Annotated in this window: 15 protein-coding genes; 6 read left to right on the forward strand and 9 right to left on the reverse strand. The window is 65.3% G+C overall.

Annotated features, from left to right (window positions below):
* Positions 1-30 precede the first annotated feature (30 nt).
* Both N878_RS25370 and N878_RS25375 read left to right on the forward strand, forming a co-directional pair.
* Positions 31-930, forward strand: a complete 900-nt coding sequence (locus N878_RS25370; RefSeq protein WP_021446273.1) for a LysR family transcriptional regulator — start codon at positions 31-33, stop codon at positions 928-930.
* A gap of 156 nt (positions 931-1,086) precedes the next feature.
* On the forward strand, positions 1,087-2,019 hold the full coding sequence (locus tag N878_RS25375) for a LysR family transcriptional regulator (protein ID WP_021446274.1): 933 nt from the start codon (positions 1,087-1,089) through the stop codon (positions 2,017-2,019).
* 11 nt (positions 2,020-2,030) lie between these two features.
* On the opposite strand, the gene N878_RS25380 is transcribed toward N878_RS25375, so the two are convergent.
* A complete protein-coding gene (locus N878_RS25380; RefSeq protein WP_021446275.1) occupies positions 2,031-3,725 on the reverse strand; it encodes an ABC transporter ATP-binding protein in 1,695 nt (564 codons plus the stop codon).
* A 259-nt stretch (positions 3,726-3,984) separates the two neighbouring features.
* Entirely contained in the window at positions 3,985-5,331 is a 1,347-nt protein-coding gene (locus N878_RS25385; RefSeq protein WP_021446276.1) for an MFS transporter, read from the reverse strand.
* A 317-nt stretch (positions 5,332-5,648) separates the two neighbouring features.
* Between N878_RS25385 and N878_RS25390 the strand changes: the two genes are divergently transcribed.
* Positions 5,649-7,082, forward strand: coding sequence for an aldehyde dehydrogenase (locus tag N878_RS25390; protein WP_021446277.1), 1,434 nt, complete (start codon positions 5,649-5,651; stop codon positions 7,080-7,082).
* 178 nt (positions 7,083-7,260) lie between these two features.
* Complete coding sequence (locus N878_RS25395) at positions 7,261-7,782, forward strand: DinB family protein (RefSeq protein WP_021446278.1); 522 nt, start codon at positions 7,261-7,263, stop codon at positions 7,780-7,782.
* Here N878_RS25395 and N878_RS25400 read toward each other — a convergent pair.
* Complete coding sequence (locus tag N878_RS25400; RefSeq protein ID WP_021446279.1) at positions 7,779-8,690, reverse strand: LysR family transcriptional regulator; 912 nt, start codon at positions 8,688-8,690, stop codon at positions 7,779-7,781. The genes N878_RS25395 and N878_RS25400 overlap by 4 nt on opposite strands.
* A 322-nt stretch (positions 8,691-9,012) precedes the next feature.
* Here N878_RS25400 and gcvA point away from each other — a divergent pair, with 322 nt between their 5' ends.
* The gene (gcvA, locus tag N878_RS25405; RefSeq protein ID WP_021446280.1) at positions 9,013-9,921 is read left to right on the forward strand and encodes a transcriptional regulator GcvA; all 909 of its coding nucleotides are present in this window, start codon (positions 9,013-9,015) and stop codon (positions 9,919-9,921) included.
* Positions 9,922-9,981: 60 nt separating this feature from the next.
* Here the strand turns inward: gcvA and N878_RS25410 are convergent, their stop codons facing one another.
* Genes N878_RS25410 through N878_RS25435 form a run of 6 tightly spaced genes read right to left on the reverse strand, consistent with a single transcriptional unit; the run spans position 9,982 to position 14,672 of the window.
* Positions 9,982-11,196, reverse strand: coding sequence for a CaiB/BaiF CoA-transferase family protein (locus N878_RS25410; RefSeq protein ID WP_021446281.1), 1,215 nt, complete (start codon positions 11,194-11,196; stop codon positions 9,982-9,984).
* Positions 11,186-11,581: a PaaI family thioesterase gene (locus tag N878_RS25415; protein WP_021446282.1), complete on the reverse strand. Its 396-nt coding sequence runs from the start codon at positions 11,579-11,581 to the stop codon at positions 11,186-11,188. Before N878_RS25415 ends, N878_RS25410 begins: the two co-directional genes overlap by 11 nt.
* 15 nt (positions 11,582-11,596) lie before the next feature.
* Positions 11,597-12,403, reverse strand: coding sequence for an enoyl-CoA hydratase/isomerase family protein (locus N878_RS25420; RefSeq protein WP_021446283.1), 807 nt, complete (start codon positions 12,401-12,403; stop codon positions 11,597-11,599).
* A gap of 10 nt (positions 12,404-12,413) precedes the next feature.
* A complete protein-coding gene (locus tag N878_RS25425; RefSeq protein ID WP_021446284.1) occupies positions 12,414-13,178 on the reverse strand; it encodes an SDR family NAD(P)-dependent oxidoreductase in 765 nt (254 codons plus the stop codon).
* A gap of 1 nt (position 13,179) precedes the next feature.
* Positions 13,180-14,325 carry a thiolase family protein gene (locus N878_RS25430; RefSeq protein ID WP_021446285.1) on the reverse strand — a complete coding sequence of 382 codons (1,146 nt, stop codon included), beginning with the start codon at positions 14,323-14,325 and terminating at the stop codon, positions 13,180-13,182.
* Positions 14,322-14,672, reverse strand: coding sequence for a Zn-ribbon domain-containing OB-fold protein (locus tag N878_RS25435; RefSeq protein ID WP_031304186.1), 351 nt, complete (start codon positions 14,670-14,672; stop codon positions 14,322-14,324). The genes N878_RS25430 and N878_RS25435 overlap by 4 nt, the downstream gene beginning before the upstream one ends.
* 241 nt (positions 14,673-14,913) lie before the next feature.
* On the opposite strand from N878_RS25435, the gene N878_RS25440 reads away from it, so the two are divergent.
* The coding region (locus N878_RS25440; RefSeq protein WP_031304188.1) for an XdhC family protein at positions 14,914-16,049 on the forward strand (1,136 nt) is incomplete at its 3' end.

A 16,049-nucleotide genomic window follows, 5' to 3' on the forward strand; every position in this document is an offset into this window, starting at 1 on the left:
TTCACATGACTTTGTGAGCAGGATTCACATATGAAGCCGGTATCCGCCGCAGATCTGTCGATCTTCCTGAGCATCGCCCAGCACCTCAGCTTCAGCCGCGCGGCGGTAGAGCTCGGGCTCTCTGCGTCGGCACTGAGTCATGCGTTGCGGGCCCTGGAAACCCGTCTGGGGGTCCGCCTGTTCAATCGCACCACCCGCAGCGTGGCACTGACCGAAGCTGGCGAGCGCCTCTATAACCGGGTCAAACCAGCTTTTCGCGATATCGACGACGCCCTCGAAGACCTCAACAGCTTTCGCGACAAACCGTCGGGTAACCTCCGCATCACCGCCGGCCGCCCCGCCGCACAACTGGTTCTGCTGCCACTGGCCAGCCGCTTTCTCGAGGCCTACCCGGACGTGCGCCTGGACATCGTGACCGACGATGCCCTGGTGGACGTCGTGTCTGCCGGCTTCGACGCAGGCGTGCGCTTTGGCGAACGCCTGGAGGCGGACATGGTGTCCCTGTCCATCGGGCCCTACATGCGCTCGGTGGTGGTGGCGTCGCCGGAGTTCTTCCAGCGTCATCAGACGCCACAGCAGCCACAGGATCTGCACGGCCTGCCCTGCATCCGCCATCGCTTTCCGAGCGGCGCCTTCTATCGCTGGGAGTTCGCCCGAGGCGGTATCGAACTGGAAATCGATGTAGAAGGCCCTCTCATACTGGGCGACGTCGCCCTGATGGTCGGGCCTGCATTGCAGGGCGTTGGCCTGGCCTACGTGTTCGAGGACATGGTCAGCGAGCACTTGGCCAACGGCAGCTTGGTTCAGGTACTGGAAGACTGGTGCCCCTATTACCCAGGGTTGCACCTGTACTATCCAAGCCGCCGCCACGTCCCCGCGGCGCTCAAGGCCTTCATTGAGTTCGCCCGAAACGCCCGCCCTGAGCGTTGAGCAGTGCCGCCTGGCAAATACCTTTATCCGTTACATCTACTAGTATGGTAGGTGTAATTCAACCGGGGCCCCGCTGCATGCCCCTTGAAGCCCATCTGCATAATCGGCGCGCTGGCAATGTCGTACATTCGGCCCCCACCGATGCCGGAGCGGTCTATGCGTCAAGACCATTTAGACGGACTGCTGACTTTCATTGCCGTTGCCGAGGAGAAGGGCTTCTCCGCCGCCGCGGTGAGGCTGGGGGTGTCGCCTTCGGCGGTTAGCCAGAGCATCCGTAACCTCGAGCAACGTCTAGGCCTGGTGCTGTTCAACCGCACCACCCGCAGTGTCAGCCTCACCGAGATCGGGGAACGCTACCTGGTGCGGGTGCAGCCAGCCCTTGAGCTACTGACTTCGGCGTCCCGCGAACTGGGGCGCGAAGCCGATCATCCTTCAGGCCTGTTGCGAATCAACGTCCCGCGAGCCGCGCATCTGATCGTTCTGCAGCCAGTGCTAAGTCGCTTCATGGCTGCCTATCCGGAGATCAACCTGGAGATACGCGTGGAAAACCTGCTGGTTGATATCGTCAGTCAGGGTTTCGATGCCGGTATCCGCTTTGGCGAGGCAGTCGAGAAGGATATGGTGGCAATTGCGGTCGGGCCGCCGCTGCAGGCTCAGATCATCGCGTCGCCGAGCTATCTGGCACAGCACGGGGTGCCGACTCATCCACAGCAATTGCTGGCGCACAACTGCATCGGCTATCGCCATACCACCAGCGGGCAAATCGAGCGCTGGAGCTTTTCCCGTGGCGATGAAAAGTATGACCTGCCGCCCAAGGGCCGGTTGATCCTCAATGACTCGGAGATTCTGGTACGAGCGGCGTTGGACGGACTCGGCATCGCCTACATGATCAATGGCTATATCGAACCCTTCATTGAGCAGGGGCAACTGGTGCGCCTGCTGGAGGATTGGAGCCCGACCTGCCCTGCCCTGCACCTTTACTATCCGGACCGACGCCGAGTCCCCGCCAAACTGCGCGCCTTGATCGATTTTCTGCGCAACGAGCGCGAAAGCCTGGCACAGGTCGCCGAAGTCCCGCTGGTTCTCTGAGGTGGCGCCGCTCAGATGGCGGCGCTCTCGCTGACCTTGCCCGCCGCCATCCGCACCACCCGGTCCGCCGCCAGTATCACCGCAGGACGATGGGCGATGACGATACGGGTCTGCTGCGGACGCAAGGTGGCGAGATTCGCCAGCACCTGGGCCTCGGTCTGCGGATCGAGCGCCGAGGTCGCCTCGTCCAGCACCAGCAGCGGCGCATCCACCAGCAGCGCGCGCGCCAGGGCCAGGCGCTGGCGCTGGCCACCGGACAGGCGCGCACCATAGGCACCGACCTGGGTGTCGTAGCCATGCGGCAACTGCATGATGAAATCGTGCGCACAGGCTGCCTTGGCGGCGGCGATCATCTCTTCCTGGCTGGCGCCCGACCGCGAGTACAGGATGTTTTCGCGGATCGAGCGATTCAGCAGCATCGGCTCCTGAGTCACCACTGCAACATGCTGGCGCAGCGCAGCCAGGGGCAATGTTGCGATATCCCGTCCGTCCAGCAGAATGCGCCCCCTATCCGGGCTGTAGAAGCGCTGCAACAGCCGGGATAGGGTGGACTTGCCGGAGCCACTGGGACCGGCGATGGCGAGCGTTTCCCCAGGCCTGACGCGCAGGTCCAGACCATCGAGAACAGGCAAGGTGGTGGACGGGTAGGCGAAGCTCACCCCTTCGAATACCACCTCGCCACGCCAGAGCCTGTCCTCGACCACCTGCTCAACTGTTTCCTCGCGCGGCAACGCCGTCAGCATCAGCGCATCGGCCGCATCCTCCAGGCCCTTCTGCGCCACCCGCAGGTTTTCGCCGAAACCACGCAGATAACCCGCCATGAGGAGGAAGGAGGTCACGGCGAAGGCCACGTCGCCGGCGCCGGTGTTTCCACGCATCCAGGTGTACAGCGCCACGCCGCTCAAACCGGTGAGCAGCAGCAGTAGCAACAAGTTCTGGACCAGTCCGAGGTCGACGAAGCGGCGCCAGGCCATGGCTGAGGAAGCCCCCCAGACATGGGCGACTTGTGCCATATGACCCTGCTCACGCCCTTCGGCGGTAAAACCCTTGATCGTCACCGATGCCGCCAGCACGTCGGCCACGATGCCGCTGAGCTGACTGTCGCTGGCATTGGCCTGCTGGCTAGCCGGGCGAATCCAGTGCATACCCACCAGCAGGTTGCTGGCGATGAAGGCAAGCGCCACCAGCAACGCGAGCACCCCAGCCAACGGCTCGCGCCAGCCGATCATCAGGATCAGCCCAAGTAGCACAACCAGTGCCGGGCCAAGGTGGATGGTGGCGGCGTCGGTGACTGCGTCATACCCCTCCATCGCTCGGCGCAGGCGCCGCACGGTTTCGCCGGTAGCCTGGTTCGCGTGCCAGTCGGCAGGCGCGGCGAGCACGTGTTCAAAGCCCTGCAACAGAACCGCCTGCATGTTGCGCGCGGCCAGCGGAATCCACAGGCGATGGGCCAGGTTGCGACTGATGGCGAAACCGGCGAACGCCGCCAGCAGCAACGCCCAGCTCTGCCACACGATCGCCTGATCGGCGCTCTCGGCGACGCTTTCGATCAGTCGTGCCGACGCCCAGGGCAGCAGCAGGTCGAATCCGGTCGCCGCCAGCGTCAGGGTCAACCCGAGGAAGAAGTATCCTCGACGACGCAGCCACAAGCCGGCCACGAAACCGAGCACCTGGCGGTAGGCTATGGGGCTGGCGTAGGCATCCATCACGGGTTACCTCCTGAGGCGAGTTTTGGCGGTTGGGGTTACTCGTTGCTTCCCGCGGCTAACGCCTCGGGGTCGGCGCATGGTCGATGGCAGCCGAGAATTGGACAAGACGTGCAAGGCTGCAGAGGTTTTGAAGCGCTACTTACGAATTGGCTCATTGATCAGCTGGACTACAAGGTGTGCTCCCTGATGCTGCTCGCTGGCCCTGGCGAGGTTTCGCCAAGGCCGCCCCGAGAGGCGGCCTTGGCGCTCCGAAGCTTCAACGCAGTGGCTGACCTTTCATCTCCGGCATGCGGACGTATACCAACAAGCTGACCAGGCTCACGGCCACCAGGTAGATCCAGAACAGGTGGCCGTACCCCCAGCCTGCCATGGCGGTCATGATGTACGGCGAGGTGCCGCCGAACAGGGTCACCGAAAGCGCATAAGGCAGCGCGATGCCGGTAACACGCACCTCGGCCGGAAACTGCTCGGCCATGGTCACCGCCGAGGCTGCACCGAAACCGGTGAGGATAATCATCGACACGGTCTGCAGCAGCGCCACCTCCACCAGGCTGATGCCCTCATGCAGCAGCGCGAAGCTCGGCCAGGCCCACAGCGCGGCGCAGGCGGCGAAGGCGATCAGCACCGGGCGCCGGCCGACGCGGTCGGCCAGCATGCCGGCCAAGGGCATCAACAGCAACGACACGCCCACCGCGATGGCCCCGGCCAGCAGCGTTTCGCGAATCGACATGCCAGTCACCAGATGCACCTGCGACGGATAACTGACCATCCACACATAGTTGAGCAGGTTGCCGGCCATGGCCACGCCGATTACCCGCGCCACATCCTTGCGGTGCTTGGTGAAAATTTCACGAATCGGCCGCTTATCCTCGGCCTTCTGCACCACGCGCGAGTTGAACACCTCGGTTTCACGCACCGACAAGCGAATCCACAGGGTCAGCATGCCCATCGCCGCGGCGATGATGAAGGCCACCCGCCAGCCCCAGTCCTCCAGGGCGGTGTCGCTACCCACCGAGGCGAGCACGAAACCGAGCAGAAAGGACACCAGGGTGCCGGCGTTGATCGCGAACCATTGCCAGGAGCCGGCGAAGGCACGGCGATTGGACGGTGCCGATTCGATCAGAAAGGCCGAGGCCGAGCCGAACTCACCACCGGCCGAAAAGCCCTGAGTCAGGCGAGCCAGCACCAGGATGATAGGTGCGGCAATGCCGATGCTCTCGTAGTTGGGACAGATGCCAATTACCAGCGAGGCCACCGACATCAGCAGGATCGATAGCGTCAGGCCCTTCTTGCGCCCGTAGCGGTCGGCAAACACGCCGAGCACCGCACCGCCGATTGGGCGCATGAGAAAACCTACGGCGAATACGGCAAGCACCGACAACAGCGCCGTGAGGCTATTGCCCGCGGGGAAAAACTGCTTGGCGAGAATCGAGGAGAAGGTCGCGTAGATCACCCAGTCGGTGTACTCGACGATAGTGCCGAGCGTCGCCGCGACTATCGCCTTGCGCTCGGTCTTGTTGAGCTTGCGCCCCTGGGTGTCGGCGCTTGCAGGCGAACTGGCGTCAGGCATGAGGTTGTATACCGCACTATTGTCATTGTTCATGGCATGGCTCCTGTGAGCATGTCTTTTTGTTGTCGTTGCTACGAACGATGGCACCAGGGCTGGGGCCGGTGAAGCGAGATTTCCGCGTCTTTCGGTTGACTGCAAGTCAACCCAGTCGCCCCGCAGCGCGAATGACGCGGGAGCCAGGCCCGGGCATCGCAGCGCCTTTCCGAGTGATATTTTCTCAACTGACGACAGCCGAAATCTCCGTTGAACGGGCCTGCTGCAGCCACCAACCTGCCGAGCATGCGCAGTGCATCGATCAACAAGAGGCCCACCCGATCAAGGGGCCCGGAAATGAACGAGGAGACTCGAAGATGTTGAAAGTGGACAGTTATATCGGTGGCCGCTCGGTGCAGCCGGGCAGCGGACTCTACGTCGACAAGCTCGACCCGCGCACCGCCGAGAAGATGGGCGAAGTGGCCAACAGCGACCCGCAGGACATGGACTTCGCCATCGACAACGCCCATCAGGCACTGCCTGCCTGGCGCGACATGCGCCCCTCCGAGCGCGGCCGCGTGCTGCTGGAACTGGCCCGCATCGTCCGCCGCAGTGAAGGCCGCCTCGGTGCTCTGGAAAGTGCCGAAACCGGCAAACCCGGCGGCGAGATGGCTGCCCTGATGGATCTCACCGCGCAGTATTTCGAGTTCTATGCCGGCCTGGTCAACGTGATGGATGGCGAGGTCATCAACCAGGGGCCGAATTATCATGTCTACACCCGCCGCGACCCCTTCGGCGTGATTGGCGTCATCCTGCCCTGGAACGCCCCGCTGCATCAGGCGGCACGAGCCATCGCACCGGCCCTGGCGACCGGCAACACGGTGGTGGCCAAACCTTCCGAGCACACCTCTGCCTCGCTGGTGGAACTGGCCCGTATCGCCGTCGAGGAAGCCGGCCTGCCTGCCGGCGTGTTCAATGTGATCGTCGGCAAGGGCAGCGTGCTCGGTCCGCAGATGGCCCGTCACCCGCTGATGCGCAAGATCTCCTTCACCGGAGGCATCAGCGCCGGCCAGGAACTGGGCCGTATCGCCGCCGAGCGCATCCTGCCGCTGACCCTGGAACTGGGCGGTAAATCGGCCAACATAGTGTTCGACGACGCAGATCTGGACGCTGCCGCCAAGGGGGCCACCCGCGCCTTTACCTGGAACAGTGGGCAATGGTGCTGCGCCGGTACGCGCCTGCTGGTGCAGGAGAATATCCACGAACGTTTTCTCGACAAGCTCGTCGCCGAGGTCGCCGCGCTGCGGGTCGGCCCGCAGTTCGATGCCACCTCCGGCCCCATCACCACCCGCGCCCAGTTCGAAAAGGTGCAGAGCTACTTCGAGGTCGCCGAGCGTGAAGGCCTGAAACCCGTCATCGGCGGCAAGGTGGCCAGTGGCGAGCATCTTGGCGGCGGCTGGTACATCGAACCCACCGTCTACGCCGGGGTGCACAACCACATGACCCTGGCCAAGGAGGAGATCTTCGGCCCCATTCTCTGCGTGATCCCGTTCAAGGACGAAGCCGATGCCCTGCGCATCGCCAACGACAGCGAGTTCGGCCTGGGCGCAGGCATCTGGAGCCGCGACATCGGCCGCGTGCACCGCGTCGCTGCCGGCCTGGAGGTCGGGCGCATCGTGGTCAACGAGTACAGCGGCGGCTTCGTGCAGACGCCCTGCGGCGGCTTCAAGCAGAGCGGCTACGGCCGCGAACAGGGCATCGACGCCCTCTCCCACTACACCCAGCTGAAGTCGGTGATCATCCGCCTCTAGGCGGAGCTAGGCCCCTAACGCCCCGCGACGGACTGCTCCGCGCGGGGCGTTTGCGTTCCCGGGGGAGCAGGCGTCGATCTTGAGCGGCATTTGGTCTATACCCAGTAGTCACTTGCCACACCTGCCTGGAGCTACCAACCGAAGGACACCTACCGTTGCGCCCCTGGGAGGGCAACCAATGATCAACGTCGCCACAGCCAGCATGCTCAGCCAGTACAAGCGCTGGGCCGACCAGCTCTTTTTCGACAGCCTGGGCGAACTGCCCGCGGAGGAGCTTTCCCGGGAGCGCGCCGGCCCTATCAAGAGCATGATCGGCGTGCTCAACCATATGTACGTGGTCGACCGCATCTGGCAGGCCCACCTGCAGCATCGCGATCACGGCTTCACTTCACGCCAGGCCATGCCCTACCCAGCCCTTGCCGAGCTGTGCCAGGCGCAGCGAGAGGTCGACGACTGGTACGTCGATTGGAGCGCGCAGTTGAGCGAAAGCTCGTTGGACGAGGTCATCGATTTCGCCTTTGTCTCAGGCAATCGAGGCAGCATGACGGCCGGCGCCATGCTGCTGCATGTGGTGAATCACGCCACCTACCACCGCGGCTGGCTGGTGCAGATGTACTTCGAGATTCCCGCCATGCCACCGCTGACCGATCTGTGCGTGTACCTGACGGAGGGCCAGGCACACCCGGCCGGCAACTGCTAGAGGTCGGGCGTGGCCATGTGCTCGACGATCTTGCTTCGCAACCAGCGCTCGGCGGGGTCGTTGTCGGTCACCCCGCTCCAGACCATGGCGAGATCGGAGGTGACGATCGGGAACGGCGGATCGTCGGCGCGCAGGCTGGTGCCTTCGATCAAGGCCGCCGCCGCATAATCCGGCACCGAGGCGAGCAACTCGGTGCCAGCGAGGATCGAGCGCAATCCGCTGAACTGCGGCACCGCCAGCACCACCCGACGCGTGCGGCCCAGCTTGGCCAGGTCGTTATCCAGATTGCCGCTCAGATCGCCGGAAAACGACACCAGCGCATGCGGGCGCGAGCAGTATTCGTCCAGGGTCAGCGGCCCGGGGCGATCATCGCCGCGCAGGACCTTGACCTTGAGTTCGCGCAGCTTGCGACGCTTGGCGTTGGCCGGTAGGTCAGTGGTGTAGCTGACGCCGACGGAAATTTCACCCGAGGCCAGCATCGGCGACATCAGCAGGAAATTTACTCGCCGCACCACTATCACCACTTCCGGCGCTTCCTCGCGGATCTGGTTGAGCAATGCCGGAAACAAGCCGAACTCGGCGTCGTCCGACAGGCCGATACGAAAGGTGTCGCGGTTGTTCGCCGGGTTGAACTCTCGGGCACGACTGACGGCGCAGGAAATGGTGTCCATCGCCGGCTGCAGCTCCCTGAGGATCGCCAAGGCTCGTGCCGTGGGTTCGAAGGTGCGGCCATTGCGCACCAGCAACGGGTCGTCGAACAGGTCACGCAGCCGCGCCAGGGCCGCACTGACGGCCGGCTGGCCAAGAAACAGTTTCTCCGCTGCACGGGTCAGGTTCTTCTCGAACATCAGGGTTTCGAAGATCACCAGCAGGTTCAGGTCGACGCGGCGCAGATCGTTGCGGTTCATCCAGGGGGCCTCATGGAGTGCAGCCTAATTAAGCAGTAAAGCAGCAAGCTCCGTGCCTGCCCGACCAGTGGGCAGGCATCCCGGCGTCCTGGAACACAGGCACAGGGGATGGCGTGAAATGCGGCGAAGATCGCGCCAGGCGATCAGGTGGATATGACTCATGGGGCGGCACTCTCTGGTTGTTGTGATGGCGTCCGGGAGCGGATGCCAGGAACGCCGTGCCATAAGCGGCAAACGATAAAACAGCCCCTCTTGCTTGAGTTTTTGTCAATCAGATATAGAGTAAGATTCGCGCCGTCCGCCGACCGACAAGAAGATTTCAATGAAGGACAGACTGCCCCCTCTCAATGCCATCAGGGCCTTCGAAGCCGTCGCCCGCCACTTGAGCATCACCCTCGCCGCCGACGAGTTGAACGTCACCCCGGGCGCCGTATCGCGACAGATCCGCAGCCTGGAAGAGTTCATTGAGCAGCCGCTGTTCGTCCGTGGCCACCGGCAGATCAGCCTCACCCCCGCCGGCGAGCAGTATTTCAACGCCGTGGCGCGCATCATCGAGGAGCTGCGCAGCGCTACGCGCAAACTCAAGCGCCCGCCCAAGCGCCGGCAGATCAAGGTACGCGCCTACACCACCTTTGCCATGCAGTGGCTGATCCCACGCCTGGCCAGCTTCCACCAGGAGCACCCGAAGATCGAGGTGCTGTTGACGGCCTCGCTCGATCCGGTCGATTTCCACAAGGACGACCTCGACGCCGCCATCCGCCTGGGCGCCGGCGACTGGCCCAACTGCAACTGCTACGTGCTCAGCGACAACGTGCTGGCGCCGGTGTGCAGCCCTGCCCTGCTCGATACCGGCCCCGGCCTGCACGGCCCGGCGGACGTGGCCGAATACAGCATGCTGCATTCGCTGGCCCGCCCGGACGACTGGGCGCACTGGCTGGAAGCGACCGGCGTGATCGGCCAGGTCGATGCACGTGCCGGCATGAGCTACCAGAGCTCGTCGATGGCCTATGCCGCCGCCGTCGGCGGCCAAGGCATCGCCATGGCGCAGCTGTTTCTGGTGGAGAAGGAGTTGCGCGAGGGCACCCTGGTGCGGCCCTTCGAGCAGAGCGTCGATATGGGCGCATACACCTACTACCTGCTGACGCCCAAGCACCGACCGGAAAGCGAAGATATGGCTACCTTCCGCCTGTGGCTGCTGGAACAGGCGCGCCAGACGCGCAACGCGGCCTGAGGCCTGACCAGCAAGAGGCCGCCTCGGGAAACCGGGGCGGCCTACTACCCTGCTCCCTGCTCAGGAACTCGCAGCGATCTGCCTGTCGCGCACCGCGCCGCTATTGGTCAACGCCTCTATCTCGTCCTCGCTAAAGGCATAGCTACGCAGCACGCCGCGTGAATGCTCACCGAGATCGGGCGCCGGCCGGTACGGCGTAGTCGCCGCTTCGGCGCTGTTCACCGGGAACCCCAGGGTGCGCAGGCTACCGTGCCGTGGATGCATGACACAGGTCAGCAGACCGTTCTCGGCGAGCTGGGGATGCTCCAGCAAGTCGTCGTAACTGGCCACCTTGGCGCAGAGGATGTCGGCGTCACGCAGCACCTGCAGCCAATGCGCGGTTGGCTGGGTGACGAACGCCGCATTGAGCGCCATCTGCATCTCGCGGCGATGCTTGACCCGCTGCGCCGAACTGGAGAAACGAGGGTCACCCACCCATTCGGCATGACCGAGAACTCCGCACAATCGCTGCCAGCGGTTGCCGTTGTAGGCGGCCACCATGATCCAGCCATCGGCGGTCTGGAACGCCTCGTTGGGCGCTGCATAGGGCGCGGCACTGCCGATCGGTGTCGGTCGCTGCCCGTCGCGCAGGTAGCTGGTGATCGAGGACTGCTGCAGGGCCAACGCCGAATTCATCAGGCTGACATCCAGGTGCCCCCCCTGCCCGTCGCGCTGACGCGCATGCAGCTTGGCCAGGATGGACATGCAGGCCATATAACCGGTCACCACGTCCACCACGGGTGCCTGTACCTTGCACGGTGGCGAGCCGGGCAGGCCGATCAGGCTCATCAATCCGGAGTCGGCCTGGAGGATGCCGTCGACCCCGGCGCGGTCGGCAAAGGGCCCCTGCTGGCCATAGGCGGAGATGGAGCAGTAGACCAACGCCGGGTTGATCTCGGCCAAGGCCTGGTAGCCCAGGCCAAGACGCCCCATCACCCCGGGGCGCATGCTTTCGATCAGCACGTCGGCCTCGGCCACCATACGCCGCACTATGGCCTGGCTGTCCGGGTGCTTGAGGTCCAGGCAAACGCCCAGCTTGCCGCGGTTGAAACCGTGGTATAGCGCACTGTCGTCGCCGACCCAGGCTGGGCCGAGGGTGCGTCCCAGCTCGCCTTCCGGCGGCTCGATCTTGATCACCCGGGCGCCCATGTCGGCCAGCAGCATGGTGCAGGTGGGGCCGGCGGCGATCTGGGTGAAGTCCAGCACCGTCAGGCCCTGCAGGGCATCACGCAACATGGCGGCGCCCTCCCCGTTTGAAGCTGCCCTGGGCGGTGGCCAGCAACTCGCCGTCCGCCGAACTCAGCGTGGCCTCGGCGAAGTACAGGCTGTGGCCCTGACGATTGACCCGCCCCCTGGCGATCACCCTGCCGCTGCGTGCGGCGTTGAGGTAGGCGATGTTCAGCATCACGGTCACGCCGTGCAGCTCCTCCTCGCCCTCCCCCGTGTGCAGTCCGGCGTAGCCGCAGGCCGCATCCAGCAGGGTGGCGATCAGCCCGCCGTGCAGCATGCCCTGGCGATTGAGGTGGCGCGCCTCGATGGGCATGTGGAACTCGGCTTCGCCGGGCGCCCAGTGAATCAGCTCGACGCCCTGGCTCTGCAGAAAGGGATTGTGCAATTGCATGGCGGCCTCCCGGGGCTAGCGCCCTCGATAGTTCGGCGTACGTTTTTCGGCGAAGGCGGCACGCCCTTCCAGGCGATCCTCGCTGTCGCGCAAGGCGCCCCAGTACAGCTCGGTCAGACGCTGGGCGTCGCGAGCCGACAGGTGTGCGGTTTCCACCGAGAGCGACTGCAGCGCCTGCACGGCCAGCGGTGCGGCGGCGGCGATGCGCTCGGCCAGGGCCAAGGCGCGCTCTTGCAGGCCCAGCTGGCTGTCCGTGATCTCGGAAACCAGGCCGATGACCGCTGCCTGCCGCGCGTCGATACGCTGGCCGGTGAGCGCCATCTGCATGGCATGCGCCGCGGGCACCGCCTTGAGTAGCCGGTGCAGGCCGGACACCGCGGGAATCGAGCCGACCACCGCCTCCGGCAGGCCGAAGCTGGCATTGTCCGAGGCGATGCGCAGGCTGCACTGCAGCGCCAGTTCCAGCCCGCCGCCCAGGCAATGGCCGTTCACCGCCGCGATCAGCGGCTTGCGCAGATCGAGGTCGGTGAGATCCATCAGGCGGATGTACAGGCCGGCGTCGGCCGCCGGCTGGTTGGCGAGAAACAACGCCTCGGCGTAGGAGGCCGGCGACTGACGCGTACTCTTGAGGTCCGCGCCGACGCAGAACGCCTTGTCGCCGGCCCCGGTGATGATCGCCGTGCGAATCTCGCGGCGATCGCGCACCTCGGCCAGGTGCGCGCGCAACTCGTGCAGCGCTTCGAGGTTCAGTGCGTTGAGCACCTCGGGGCGATGGAGCACGATGCGGGCTACCGCGCCGCGGATTTCCATTTGGACGGCCATGGCGACCTCCTCACACGCTGGCCGACGACAGGCTGCGCCCGCCGCAGACGTAGAGGGTTTGCCCGGTGACGTAGGAACTGGCCGGCGCGAGGAAGAACTCCACCGCGTTGGCGATATCGTCCGGGTTGCCGATGCGCTTGACCGGTACCGTGTCCTTCAACCGCGCCTGTACTTCAGGCTCGAAGTTCTGGAACAACGGCGTGTCCACGATGCCCGGTGCGACGGCGTTGACAGTGATGCCCTTGGCGGCGAACTCGATGGCCAAACTGCGGGTCAGGCTGACCACCCCGCCCTTTGCGGCGGAATAGTTGGCCTGGCCGAAGCCCCCCAGCCAGGCGCGCGAGGACAGGTTGACGATGCGCCCGAAGCCGCGCTCCAGCATCAGCGGCAGCGCCGCCTTGCAGCAGAGAAACTGTGCGCGCAGGTTGCTGTCGACCACCAGGTCCCAGTCTTCCTCGGTCATCTTCAGAAAGCGCTTGTCGCGCACCACACCGGCGTTGTTGACCAGGAAATCCAGCGCACCGTGGCGTTCGCCGATCTGCGCGAAGGTCTTCGCCACCGCCTCGCCGTCGGTGAGGTCGAGGGCCAGGCCATGCACCTCCATGCTCAGGTCACGCAGGCGGGCGACGGCAGATGCCAGCGCCGTCTCGTCGCGGTCCAGCAGGTAGACGGTTACGCCTTGCGCGGCCAGGCGGCTGGCGATGCCCAGGCCGATGCCGCGGGCGGAACCGGTGACAGCGGCGACCTGGCCACTGTGGAAGGTTTTCTCGCTCATCTCACACCCCCAGCACGTGCACGGACGAGGCCGCGTGATCGACACCGGCGATACCGCCACCGGTGCACTGGGCCACGCCGATGCGCGGCGCATGGGCCTGGCGTGCGCCGGCACGGCCCTGCAGCTGCCACATCAGCTCGACCATCTGCGCCACGCCGGTGGCGCCCAGCGGGTGTCCCTTGGCCAGCAGGCCGCCGCTGGGATTGACCGGCACCCGCCCACCGACGCGGGTGGCGCCGGAGTGCAGCAGGGCCACCGCCTCGCCCGGTGCGGCCAGGCCGAGGGCCTCGTAATAAAGCAGTTCGGCGATGGTGAAGGCGTCGTGCAGTTCGACCACGCCGACGTCCTTGGGCTCGACCCCGGCCTGCTCGTAGGCCAGACGCGCAGCACGGGCAGTGATCTCGGCGTCGAGAATGTCGTCGCGCGGACCTTCGGCCAGGCCGGAGACCACGATGGAGCCGAGTACGCGCACGTCCTTCGCATGCGGCCCGGGGCGCTTGCTCAGCACCAGGGCGGCGGCGCCATCGACCTGCGAGGGACAGCACTGCAGCAGGGTCAGCGGGTCGGCGATCATCCGCGAGGCCAGCACTTCTTCCAGGGTCACCTCGGTGCGCTGCTGGGCGTACGCGTTGAGCGAACCATGGAAGCGGTTCTTCACCGCCACGGCAGCCAGATCGGCCGGTTTGGCGCCGCGCTCATGCAGGAAACGCGTGCCACGCATGGCGTAGACGGCGGGCAGTACCATGCCGGCTTCGGCGTAGAGATCGGTCTTCTCGTCGTTGCGCTGCAACGGGATGGTGCCGCCACCCAGGGCGGTGAGCTGCTCGATGCCGAACACCAGCACGGTGTCGTACTGCTCGGCCAGCAGCGCATGCCTGGCCAGGTGCACGGCGGTGGCGCCGCTGGCACAGGCGTTCTCGACGTTGTAGACCGGGATGCCGGCCAGACCGAGGTCGCGCAGTATCACCTGGCCGAGGATCATCCCGCCGAGCACATTGGCGCAGTAGATCGCCTGGATATCCTTGAGCGCGATGCCGGCATCGGCCACGGCGGCGAGAATCGCCTGCTGGGCCAGTTCCGGGGCCTTCACGCCCACATGCTTGCCGAAGCGGGTCATGGCCCCGCCCATCACGTGCATCTGAGTCATTGCGCAGCCTCCACCAGTTCGAATGCGTAGCCGTAGGTGTCATCGGGCACGATGCGACAGGTGTCGCCGATCGCCGGGCGCCGCGCGCCATTGATGCGACCGAACAGGCGCGCCGGTCCGGCCAGGTCCAGGTAGCCCAGGGCGAAGGGCTGCAGGCCGCTTTTCGCGCTCGGCTGAATGACGGTGAAGCTGTACAGGGTGCCTTCGCCCTCCAACAGCAGGCCTTGGTATTGATCGGCCAGCGGCGAATGGGCGGGAACCGGCGGGAAGACGATCTCGCCAGTGGATCGGTGGCAGGAAGCAAGCAGCCTCGCGGGAGCATCGGTGCTCCACAGGGACGTTCTCATTGTTCGACCTCCAGTTTCAGGTGCCGCGACCACGGCGCCATGAGGCTATGTTCGGCAGCCTGCCGGGGGTGCGACAAACGATATAAAAACCCCACTTGATTGAGAAAAACTGAAGCGAAACGGCCCTGGCGACCTGCCACTGTTAAGCCATGCTTCAAGAGCCATCCAGGCTCGCCAGGCAATACCGCGCGAGCCCTGGTGAATAATCGGCACCACAGGCAAGCGAGCGGGAAAGGCTGTCATGAGAGAGACGGTGCAATTGTTGCGAGCGCTGGACGAACTGGACGCCACACAGCAGCAAGCAGTGCTGGCGACCGTGGTCAAGGTAGAGGGATCGGCCTATCGACGCCCTGGCGCGCGAATGCTCATCCCGCAAATCGGCGGCGCCGTCGGCACGGTGAGCGGCGGCTGCCTGGAAGGCGATCTGATCAAGAAAGCCTGGTGGCTGACCGAGGCCGGCGAACCGGTGCTCCGTACCTACAGTACCGGCGTGGGGGTCGACGCGGCCGATGAGGAAGAGGAACTCGCTTTCGGCCTGGGCTGTAACGGCACCGTGCATATCCTGCTGGAGCGGGTGCGGGGAGGACAAACGCCACTGCCGCTGGCCCTGCTGCGCCACGTGCAAGCGTCGGGCGCACCCGCCGTGCTGGCCACGGTGATCGTCAGTAGCGACGACAGCGTACGCCTGGCCGAACGCGCCGCGCTCGACCCCACCGGCAAGTTGCACCTAACCCTGCGGCAGGCTGCTTTGACCCGGGCGCTGGAAGCCGACTTGCAGTCCGTCCGGCAGCGGCAAAGCCCGGCATTGCAGCGTTATCGTCTGGCAGGTGGCGAAGTCGAAGTACTCTTCGAGTACCTGACGCCCCCGCGCCGGCTAGTGGTTTTCGGCGCTGGCCACGACGCCCAGCCGCTGGTGAGCCTGGCTCGGCAACAGGCCTGGCAGGTCGCGGTGATCGACGCCCGCCGCCACTTTGCGCGCCGCGAGCGCTTCCCCGAGGCCAACCAGGTGTTGCACTTGGGCATCGACCAGGATCACGACCTCGCCGCCCTGCTCGAGTCCGCCGCGGTGGTGGTCATGTCGCATAGCTACAGTCAGGATCGCCACTGGCTGGAACGGGCGCTGCGCCTGCGGCCGAGCTATATCGGCCAGCTGGGACCGCGCAGTCGTACCGAGCGCCTGCTCGACGAAATCGGGCCGATCAGCCGCCACCTGCCCGCCTATGCGCGCTTGCACTACCCCATGGGCCTGGATATCGGCGGCGACGCGCCGGAGAGCGTGGCACTGTCGGTGCTGGCGGAAATCACCGCGCACTTCAACGGGCGTGCCGGCGGCATGCTCATGGCACGCGAGGCGCCGATCCACGATAGCGTGCCGGC

This window comes from Pseudomonas sp. EGD-AK9, from assembly GCF_000465935.2.
GTDB lineage: Bacteria > Pseudomonadota > Gammaproteobacteria > Pseudomonadales > Pseudomonadaceae > Aquipseudomonas.